This is a genomic window from Streptomyces sp. NPDC001890 (assembly GCF_042891445.1).
GTDB lineage: Bacteria > Actinomycetota > Actinomycetes > Streptomycetales > Streptomycetaceae > Streptomyces.
Window position 1 is genome coordinate 71,047 of record NZ_JBIATE010000029.1, and the last position, 9,054, is coordinate 80,100.

Annotated in this window: 8 protein-coding genes; 7 read left to right on the forward strand and 1 reads right to left on the reverse strand. The window is 70.5% G+C overall.

Annotation, left to right across the window (positions count from 1 at the left end; all coding sequences use genetic code 11):
• Nucleotides 1-138 precede the first annotated feature (138 nt).
• The 3 genes from ACFYY1_RS36995 to ACFYY1_RS37005 all read left to right on the forward strand — a co-directional run bounded on the left by ACFYY1_RS36995 (nucleotide 139) and on the right by ACFYY1_RS37005 (nucleotide 3,582).
• On the forward strand, nucleotides 139-582 hold the full coding sequence (locus ACFYY1_RS36995; RefSeq protein WP_388593535.1) for a helix-turn-helix transcriptional regulator: 444 nt from the start codon (nucleotides 139-141) through the stop codon (nucleotides 580-582).
• Nucleotides 583-592: 10 nt separating this feature from the next.
• Nucleotides 593-1,003 carry a VOC family protein gene (locus ACFYY1_RS37000; RefSeq protein WP_388593538.1) on the forward strand — a complete coding sequence of 137 codons (411 nt, stop codon included), beginning with the start codon at nucleotides 593-595 and terminating at the stop codon, nucleotides 1,001-1,003.
• 182 nt (nucleotides 1,004-1,185) lie between these two features.
• Nucleotides 1,186-3,582 carry an ATP-binding cassette domain-containing protein gene (locus ACFYY1_RS37005; RefSeq protein WP_388593541.1) on the forward strand — a complete coding sequence of 799 codons (2,397 nt, stop codon included), beginning with the start codon at nucleotides 1,186-1,188 and terminating at the stop codon, nucleotides 3,580-3,582.
• Between the two features lie 97 nt (nucleotides 3,583-3,679).
• Here ACFYY1_RS37005 and ACFYY1_RS37010 read toward each other — a convergent pair whose 3' ends face one another.
• Complete coding sequence (locus ACFYY1_RS37010; RefSeq protein WP_388593543.1) at nucleotides 3,680-4,216, reverse strand: TerD family protein; 537 nt, start codon at nucleotides 4,214-4,216, stop codon at nucleotides 3,680-3,682.
• Nucleotides 4,217-4,503: 287 nt separating this feature from the next.
• On the opposite strand from ACFYY1_RS37010, the gene ACFYY1_RS37015 reads away from it, so the two are divergent.
• The 4 genes from ACFYY1_RS37015 to ACFYY1_RS37030 all read left to right on the forward strand — a co-directional run bounded on the left by ACFYY1_RS37015 (nucleotide 4,504) and on the right by ACFYY1_RS37030 (nucleotide 8,840).
• Complete coding sequence (locus ACFYY1_RS37015) at nucleotides 4,504-5,109, forward strand: YdbC family protein (RefSeq protein ID WP_388593545.1); 606 nt, start codon at nucleotides 4,504-4,506, stop codon at nucleotides 5,107-5,109.
• Between the two features lie 192 nt (nucleotides 5,110-5,301).
• A complete protein-coding gene (locus tag ACFYY1_RS37020; protein WP_388593547.1) occupies nucleotides 5,302-5,961 on the forward strand; it encodes a histidine phosphatase family protein in 660 nt (219 codons plus the stop codon).
• 12 nt (nucleotides 5,962-5,973) lie between these two features.
• A complete protein-coding gene (locus ACFYY1_RS37025; protein ID WP_388593550.1) occupies nucleotides 5,974-6,891 on the forward strand; it encodes an ADP-ribosylglycohydrolase family protein in 918 nt (305 codons plus the stop codon).
• 218 nt (nucleotides 6,892-7,109) lie between these two features.
• On the forward strand, nucleotides 7,110-8,840 hold the full coding sequence (locus ACFYY1_RS37030; RefSeq protein WP_388593552.1) for a DUF4153 domain-containing protein: 1,731 nt from the start codon (nucleotides 7,110-7,112) through the stop codon (nucleotides 8,838-8,840).
• Nucleotides 8,841-9,054 lie beyond the last annotated feature (214 nt).

Sequence of the window (9,054 nt, forward strand, 5' to 3'; positions counted from 1 at the left end):
GTGTCCGGGCGGCTGAACCACAGCTGGGGAGGGCGTCGACTTCTGGTCGGCGCCCTCCCGGCGTGTCCCGCGCGAGCGCGCTTCGGGCACGGACCGGACCGAGTGCGGCGACGACGGCGGTGTGGCACCATCTCGCAGATGACCAGCAGACCCGACGAGGCACAGCGGCTGAACGACCTTGCGCGTTTGCGTCGCGTCCGTGACCGGATGGACCGGGAGTTCGACCAGCCGCTGGACGTCGAGGCGCTCGCCCGTGGCGTGCACATGTCGGCGGGGCATCTGAGCCGTGCGTTCCGGCAGGCATACGGCGAATCTCCGTACGGCTACCTGATGACGCGGCGCATCGAGCGGGCGATGGCGCTGCTGCGGCGCGGTGATCTCAGCGTCACCGAGGTCTGCTTCACGGTCGGTTGCTCGTCACTGGGCACCTTCAGCACACGCTTCACCGAGCTGGTCGGCATGCCGCCCAGCGCCTACCGCCGCGAGGCCGCGCGGGCCACCGCGGGCCTGCCGTCCTGTGTCGCGAAGCAGGTGACCAGACCGATCAGGAATCGAGAAGCGCGGCCCCAGGGCCAGGATTAGCGTGACGTCCATGGACCTCACGATTCACACGGCCTTCCTTCCGCACGACGACCCGGATGCCTCGCTGGCCTTCTACCGCGACACCCTGGGCTTCGAGATCCGCAACGACGTCGGGTTCGGCGGAATGCGCTGGATCACGGTCGGCCCCACCGGTCAGCCCGGCACGTCGATCGTCCTGCACCCGCCGGCCACCGACCCGGGCATCACCGAGGACGAGCGCCGTACCATCACCGAGATGATGGCCAAGGGCACGTACGCCATCATCACTCTCGCCACCCCCGACCTCGACTCCGCCTTCGACCGGCTGCAGGCCGGCGGCGCCGAGGTCGTCCAGGAGCCGACCGAGCAGCCGTACGGGATCCGCGACTGCGCCTTCCGCGACCCCGCGGGCAACCTCATCCGCATCAACGAGGTGCGCTGAACCGTCCGGCTGCCGCAGCCAGGACCCGCGCACGAGCCGCCGCGGGAAGCAGCTGACGAAACCGGAGAGATCCGGTTCCACCTGGCTTCACCCGGCTTCACCAGATGACGCACCGCCGATATCGAGCCAGGCGACGCAGTCGGAGACCGCGACGGCGGCTCCGCCCGACAGATGGAGACACGATGAGCATGGCCAAGAGGACGGACCCGCAGTCGCCTGCGCCGCACGCCGCCGACAGCCACGACATGATCCGCGTGCACGGCGCGCGGGTGAACAACCTCAAGGACGTCAGCATCGAGATCCCGAAGCGCCGGCTGACGGTGTTCACCGGAGTCTCCGGTTCGGGCAAGAGCTCGCTGGTGTTCGGCACCATCGCCGCGGAGTCGCAGCGGCTGATCAACGAGACGTACAGCGCCTTCGTACAGGGCTTCATGCCGACCCTCGCACGGCCCGAGGTCGATGTGCTCGACGGTCTCACCACCGTGATCACCGTCGACCAGCAGCGCCTCGGTGCCGACCCCCGCTCCACGGTCGGCACCGCCACCGATGCCAACGCGATGCTGCGCATCCTCTTCAGCCGGCTGGGCAAGCCGTACATCGGCTCGCCCCAGGCGTTCTCCTTCAACGTCGCCTCGGTCCAGGCGAGCGGCGCGTTCAAGGTGGACCGCGGCGCCGACCGGACCAAAACCGTCAAGCGGACCTTCACCCGCACCGGCGGCATGTGCACGCGCTGCGAGGGCCGGGGCACGGTCTCGGACATCGACCTCACCCAGCTCTACGACGACTCCAAGTCGCTCTCCGAGGGCGCGTTCACCATCCCCGGCTGGAAGTCGGACAGCTTCTGGACCGTGCGGGTCTACGCCGAGTCCGGGCTCCTGGACCCGGACAAGCCGATCCGCAGGTTCACCAAGAAGGAGATGCAGGACTTCCTCTACCGGGAGCCGACCAAGGTGAAGGTCGAGGGGGTCAACCTCACCTACGAGGGACTGATCCCCAAGATCCAGAAGTCGTTCCTGTCCAAGGACAAGGAGGCGTTGCAGCCGCACATCCGGGAGTTCGTGGAGCGTGCGGTCACCTTCACCACCTGCCCCGACTGCGAAGGCAGCCGGCTCAGTGCCGAGGCCCGGTCGTCGAAGATCGGGAAGCTGAGCATCGCCGACGCCTGCGCGATGCAGATCAGCGACCTGGCCGAGTGGGTGCGCGGCCTCGACGATCCGTCGGTGGCCCCGCTGCTCGCGGCGCTGCAGCGGACCCTCGACTCGTTCGTGGAGATCGGCCTCGGCTACCTCGCGCTCGACCGGCCGTCGGGCACGCTGTCGGGCGGCGAGGCGCAGCGCGTCAAGATGATCCGTCACCTCGGCTCCGCGCTCACCGATGTCACCTATGTCTTCGACGAGCCCACCATCGGCCTGCACCCCCATGACATCCAGCGGATGAACGACCTCCTGCTGCGACTGCGGGACAAGGGCAACACGGTGCTCGTCGTGGAGCACAAGCCGCAGACGATCGCGATCGCCGACCACGTCGTCGACCTCGGCCCCGGGGCCGGCACGGCGGGCGGCACCGTCTGCTTCGAGGGCACCGTGGAAGGGCTGCGCGCCGGCGACACCATCACCGGCCGCCACCTCGACGACCGGGCGGCCGTCAAGCAGACGGTGCGCGAGCCCACCGGCGCGCTGGAGATCCGGGGCGCGAGTGCGCACAACCTGCAGGGCGTCGACGTCGACATCCCGCTCGGCGTGCTGACCGTCGTCACCGGCGTCGCGGGCTCCGGCAAGAGCTCGCTGGTGCACGGGTCGGTTCCCGCGGGCGCGGACGTGGTCTCGGTCGACCAGGGCGCCATCCGCGGTTCGCGGCGGAGCAACCCGGCGACGTACACCGGGCTGCTCGACCCGATCCGCAAGGCGTTCGCGAAGGCCAACGGTGTGAAGCCGGCGCTGTTCAGCCCCAACTCCGAGGGTGCCTGCCCGACGTGCAACGGCGCCGGTGTGATCTACACCGATCTGGCGATGATGGCGGGCGTCGCGACCACCTGCGAGGAGTGCGAGGGGAAGCGGTTCCAGGCCTCGGTGCTCGACCACCGCTTCGGTGGCCGCGACATCAGCGAGGTGCTCGCGATGTCGGTGACCGAGGCGGAGGAGTTCTTCGGTGCCGGCGAGGCGCGCACACCGGCCGCGCACAGGATCCTGGAGCGGCTCGCCGATGTCGGCCTCGGCTACCTCAGCCTCGGCCAGCCGCTCACCACGCTGTCCGGCGGTGAGCGTCAGCGCCTGAAGCTGGCGACGCACATGGCCGACAAGGGCGGTGTGTACGTCCTGGACGAGCCGACCACCGGCCTCCACCTCGCCGACGTCGAGCAACTGCTCGGTCTGCTGGACCGGCTCGTCGACTCCGGGAAGTCGGTCATCGTCGTCGAGCACCACCAGGCGGTCATGGCGCACGCCGACTGGATCATCGACCTGGGCCCCGGCGCCGGTCACGACGGCGGCCGGATCGTCTTCGAGGGCACCCCCGCCGACCTCGTGGCCGCCCGCTCCACCCTCACCGGCGAGCACCTCGCGGAGTACGTCGGCTCCTGACCGGCGGGCCTCGCGCGGACGTTGCGACACGACCGCGCGAGGCCCGAGGCGGTCGTGCGCCCGCACGTACCCGCGAGGTCCCACGCACCGCGAAGCCTCACGCGCCGGGCGTACGGTTTCCCATCGTCGCGGCGAACGAATCGGGGTCGCCGTCGAAGCCCCGGACCGTACCGTGGAACTCCCAGACCCCGGAGGCGCCCCGGACGAACTCGGCCACGGTCGCCGCGGTCGCCGCGCCGACCGCGGAGAAGTCGTCCTCCGCCAGGCTCGCGTAGCCTTCCCGGACCTGAACCGCGGTGTTCGCTATCTCGGCGAAGGTCTTGTGGCCGTCGCGCTGCTGGATGGCCACCCCGACGAGGACCCGCGAGTACGAGGCGGACAGCCGGTTCAGCTCCAGCGTCATCACCTCGTCGAAGCCGAAGCCCTGCCCGGTCCTGCTGTCACGGTTGAGGATGATGGTGCCGTCCGGCGACCGGCTGTCGAAGTGCACGAGGTAGGCAGGGCTGCCGTACGGCGCTTCGGCGAGGTAGGTCGCCGCGATTATGTCGAGGTCATGGGGCGGGGCACCATGAGGGCTGGGATCCCATTTGATTCTGACCTCGACCTTCTCGATGTCCTTGTTGGGCGTGCTCATCGGACTTGCCTCCCTGGCTTTCCGCTGGGCCGTCGGGCCGTTCGCATCACCCGATCATGTCCGTAACCGACCGTGGATCCAACCGGCTTGGATTTCGGCGATGGAATCGGGCCATCGGGCACGGGGGTACGGGGACCAGTCGGGTCGTCGGGCCGGGCGAACAGCGGGTCGGTGTGCAGCGGGACGACGGGGCGCGTTCCGCGATCAACGGCGGTTGCTCCGGGCGCACTCCACCCGTCTCCGTCAGAGCGTGACTCGCGCCGCGCCGGGCACCGTACGATGGCGCGGTGCTGGTCAAGTGGATTCGTTGCACCGTGGTGGACCGTCGAGGTTTTGAACGGGGGCAGCGGCAGTGGGCGGAGCTGCCGGGTGTGCCCGGGTTCGTCGGGCAGGGCGGCGGGTGGAGCCGCGAGCGTCCGGACGTGGCGCACATCTTCGCCTTCTGGGAGAACCGCGTCTTCTACGACTCGTTCATGGCGCGCGCGCACGACGGCCTGGCTGCCGCGCAGTCCGGTACGTACAGCGGCCTCCAGGTCAAGCTGTTCGAGCACCGCTTCGATGTGAAGACGGGCTTCGAACCGCGCTTCACCGATGCGGATGTGGTCCGAGTGGCGCACAGCAAGGTGCGCGAGGACCGGGTGGAGCACTTCGCCCTGATGCAGGAGCGGGTGTGGAATCCGGCGATGGCCGGATCACCCGGCATGTTGCGAGGGGTGTTCGGGGAAGCGCCGGGCCAGGAGTTCCTCGTGCTGTCCATGTGGCAGTCGAGCGCCGAGCGTGGCAAGTACCGTGCGGGGAGCATAGAGCGGCTGTCGCAACGCACGCAGATCGAGGACGACGTGGCGGAAGTGGCGGGAGACGTCGTGCAGTTGGAGCCGTCGTGGACGGTGTGACCGGCGTGAGTGATGTGACGTGAGTGATGTGACCGGTGCGACCGGCCTGGCTGGTGCGCCTGTTGTGTCTCGGCGAGCGGCCTGACGGGACCGGCGCCGGCCGGCTGCCGCGCCACCGCTTCACCGGCGACATCCACCGGCCGGAGTCCGGACGACTGCTCGAACGAGCCGCGGTCGATCTAGGGTCGGTACATGGCACGACCGCAACGCATTGTCCTCGTCCGGCACGGGGAGTCCGAGGGCAACGCCGACGACACGGTGTACGAGCGCGAGCCGGACCATGCGCTGAGGCTCACCGCGACAGGGCTGAGGCAGTCCAGGGAGACGGGCGTGCGGCTGCGTGAGCTGTTCGGCGACGAGCGGGTCAGCGTGTACGTCTCGCCCTACCGCCGCACCCACGAGACCTTCAGGTCCCTCGGCCTGACCCTGGAGAACGTGCGGGTGCGCGAGGAGCCGCGGCTGCGCGAGCAGGACTGGGGAAACTGGCAGGACCGTGACGACGTGCGCCTCCAGAAGGCGTACCGGGACGCGTACGGCCACTTCTTCTACCGCTTCGCGCAGGGGGAGTCCGGCGCCGACGTGTACGACCGGGTCGGGGCTTTCCTGGAGAGCCTGCACCGGAGTTTCGAAGCTCCCGACCATCCGGAGAACGTCCTGCTGGTCACGCACGGGCTGACCATGCGTTTGTTCTGCATGCGGTGGTTCCACTGGTCGGTCGCCGAGTTCGAGTCACTGTCCAATCCGGGCAACGGGGAGACCCGCATGCTGATGCTCGGGGCGGACGGGCGCTACACCCTTGACCGGCCGTTCGCGCGCTGGCGTATCCCTGAGCCGTACGGCATCACCGGATAGAGTGGAAGAGCGATGACAACCGCTGACTCTGCTTCCGGCCAACAAGCCCTGCGCGCACTGGCCAGCCTGCGCGGGCTCTCCGTGGGAGACGCACTGGGCTCCCAGTTCTTTGTGCCTGTCAACTATCCGCTGCTGAAGCGGCGCGAACTTCCCTCCGGCTCCTGGCAGTGGACGGACGACACCGAGATGGCGTGTTCGGTGCTGGCCGTGCTGGTGGAGCACGAGCGGATCGATCAGGACGCGCTCGCCCATTCCTTCGCCGACCACCATGACTTCGACCGTGGCTACGGCCCCGCCGTGAACCGGCTGCTCAGGCTGGTCCGGGAAGGCGGTGACTGGCGGGAGCTGGCGTCCGCGCTGTTCCAGGGCCAGGGGTCCTGGGGCAATGGCTCGGCGATGCGCATCGCGCCGCTCGGCGCCTGGTACGCGGACGATCCGGAGCAGGCCACCCACCAGGCCGAGATCTCCTCGTACACCACCCATCAGCACCGTGAGGCGGTCGTGGGCGCGATGGCCGTCGCAGCCGCGGCGTCGCTGGCCGCGGCGACGACCGGGCCGCCCACCCCGGAGGAACTGCTCGACGGCGTGATCGCGCTCGTACCGCGCAGCGCCGTCGGAGCCGGGCTGCGCCGGGCACGCGACATGCTGGACTACTCGGACGCCGGGACGGTCGCGGCGGTCCTCGGCAACGGCCGGCGTACCAGTGCACATGACACCGTTCCGTTCGCGCTCTGGTCGGCGGCGCGGAACCTCGGCGATTTCGAGCAGGCATTCTGGGTGACCGCCCAGGCGGGCGGCGACGTCGACACGACCTGCGCGATCGTCGGCGGGGTCGTCGCGGCGGGCAAGGCAGGCGCGCCACCGGCCGACTGGACGGCACGCACGGAGGAGCTGCCGGACTGGCTTCCGCGACGGGACAGCGGCTCCTGAACCACCGACGAGCCGGGCGCCGCCCTCCACCACCGGACTGTCACGGTACTGCCACAGCTCCTCCCCGCACGGTTCGGAACAGCGAGCGGAAGCTACTCTTTCGGCCACGCCGCCGTTGATGATCATCCAGACGGGCGTGCGCCGAAAATGAGACGCCGGGGTGCCCCAGCCGCTGCCGTGCGGGCGGTGTGCGCGGACCTCGGTGGGGGAGGGGTCCCATGTCCGATCACACATCACGAACACCCCGGCCGGCAGACGAACCCGAGCCGTCCGAGCTGTCGGGGCAGGCCGCGACGTCCGAGCCGACCGCATGGTCGAAGGCTCCGCTGCCCGAGCCCCGGAGCACTGCTCCCGAGCCACCGAAAGTGCCCGTCTACGCACAGCGGGGCGGGCAACCGTACCCCCCCGACCCATGGCGGCAGGCCGGCTCCCAACAGGTCCCCACGCTGTCGAAACTGCGCCCGGCGGCGCCCGCCGCCATTCGCGGCGCGACGCTCTGCTCCGTCGTCGTCACGGCGGTGCTGAGCGCCCTGCTGCTGGGCGACGGTCTCGGCCCGAACGCGCTGATCGTCGCGGTCCCCGCGGCGCTCGGGGCCTACTTCGCCGCCCGTACGGCCGGTCGCCGCCTCCGCCCGTGGACGGCCTTCTGGGCGGTCGGCGGACTGGCGCTCCTCGCCGTCCCGGCGCTGCGGGACGCCGGCTGGCCCGTCTTCCTGGCTGTCGTGTCGGCCATCGCGCTGGGCTCGCTCGCGTTGCACGGCAGCCGCAGCTGGCTCGGGGTGTTCCTGGGCTCGCTGGGTCTGTTCAGCGCCATCGCGGACGGCCTGGCCTGGGGCGGTCGGGGCGTCCGCGCGCTGACGGCGGGTTCCCGGGGCCGGCTGGGGGTCGTTCTGCGCAGCGTCGCGGTAGCTGTCGTGCTGCTCATCGTGTTCGGGGCACTGTTCGCGAGCGCCGATGCCGCCTTCGCCGATGTGCTCGGCGATCTGATGCCCGACGTGTCGCTCGTCGGCACCCCGTGGCGGTTCCTCCTCTTCCTGGTCGGGCTGGTCGGCGCGCTCGCCGCCGCGTACGCCGCGGCCGCTCCGATCCGCTGGGACGGGCTCACCGTCCGTCCGGGGAAGGCCCGCGGGCGACTGGAGTGGGCCCTGCCGCTCATCGTGCTGGACCTGCTGTTCGCCGTCTTCATCGCCGTCCAGCTCGCCGTGCTGCTCGGCGGATACGACAAGGTGATGGCCGAGACCGATCTCAGCTACTCCGAGTACGCCCGGCAGGGCTTCTGGCAGCTTCTCTGGGCCACGGTCCTCACGCTGCTGGTGATCGCGCTCGCCCTGCGCTGGGCCCCTCGCGGAAAGAGCGGCGACCGCACTCTCGTCCGGACCGTGCTCGGCGCGCTGTGCCTGCTCACCCTGATCGTCGTGGCCTCCGCGCTGCGGCGGATGGACCTCTACGTCGACGCGTACGGCCTGACACGGCTGCGGATCTCCGTGGCCGCCGTGGAACTCTGGCTGGGCGTGGTGCTGGTTCTGATCATGGCCGCCGGGGTGTTCGGTGCCCGCCTGCTGCCGCGCGCCGTGGCAGCGAGCGCGGCCGTCGCCGTCCTCGGGTTCGGACTGATCTCACCCGACGGGCTGATCGCGGAGCAGAACGTCCAGCGCTACCGCGACGACCACTCGATCGACATCGACTACCTCAAGGACCTCTCGGCCGACGCCGTACCGGCCCTGGACACACTGCCCGAACCACTGCGCTCCTGCGCGCTCCTGGACATCGAACGGGCACTGCGCTCCGACGACGCCCCCTGGTACGCCACCAGCTGGGGCGAGGCACGGGCCCGCGACATCCTGGAGCGGAACCCGGCCGATCCGACGCAGTCCTGCACCGGATCGCGTACCGGCATCGGAGGCAGCGACCGCGACATCGACGAAAGCGATCCGTACGACCCGTACTGAGCCGGCTCCGTACCCCCGTACCGAGCCAGTTTCCGTACCCCGTACCGAACGGGTTTCCGTACCCCCGCACCGAGCGAGTACCGACCGGGGGGGGGCGCCCCCCCCCCGCGCCGGCCCCCCCGCCCCCCCCCCCCGGGGGCCCCCCCCCCCCGGGGCCCCCCCGGGGGGGACCCCCCCGCCCCGGCCCCGCCCCCCCGGCCAGGGGGGGGGCCCG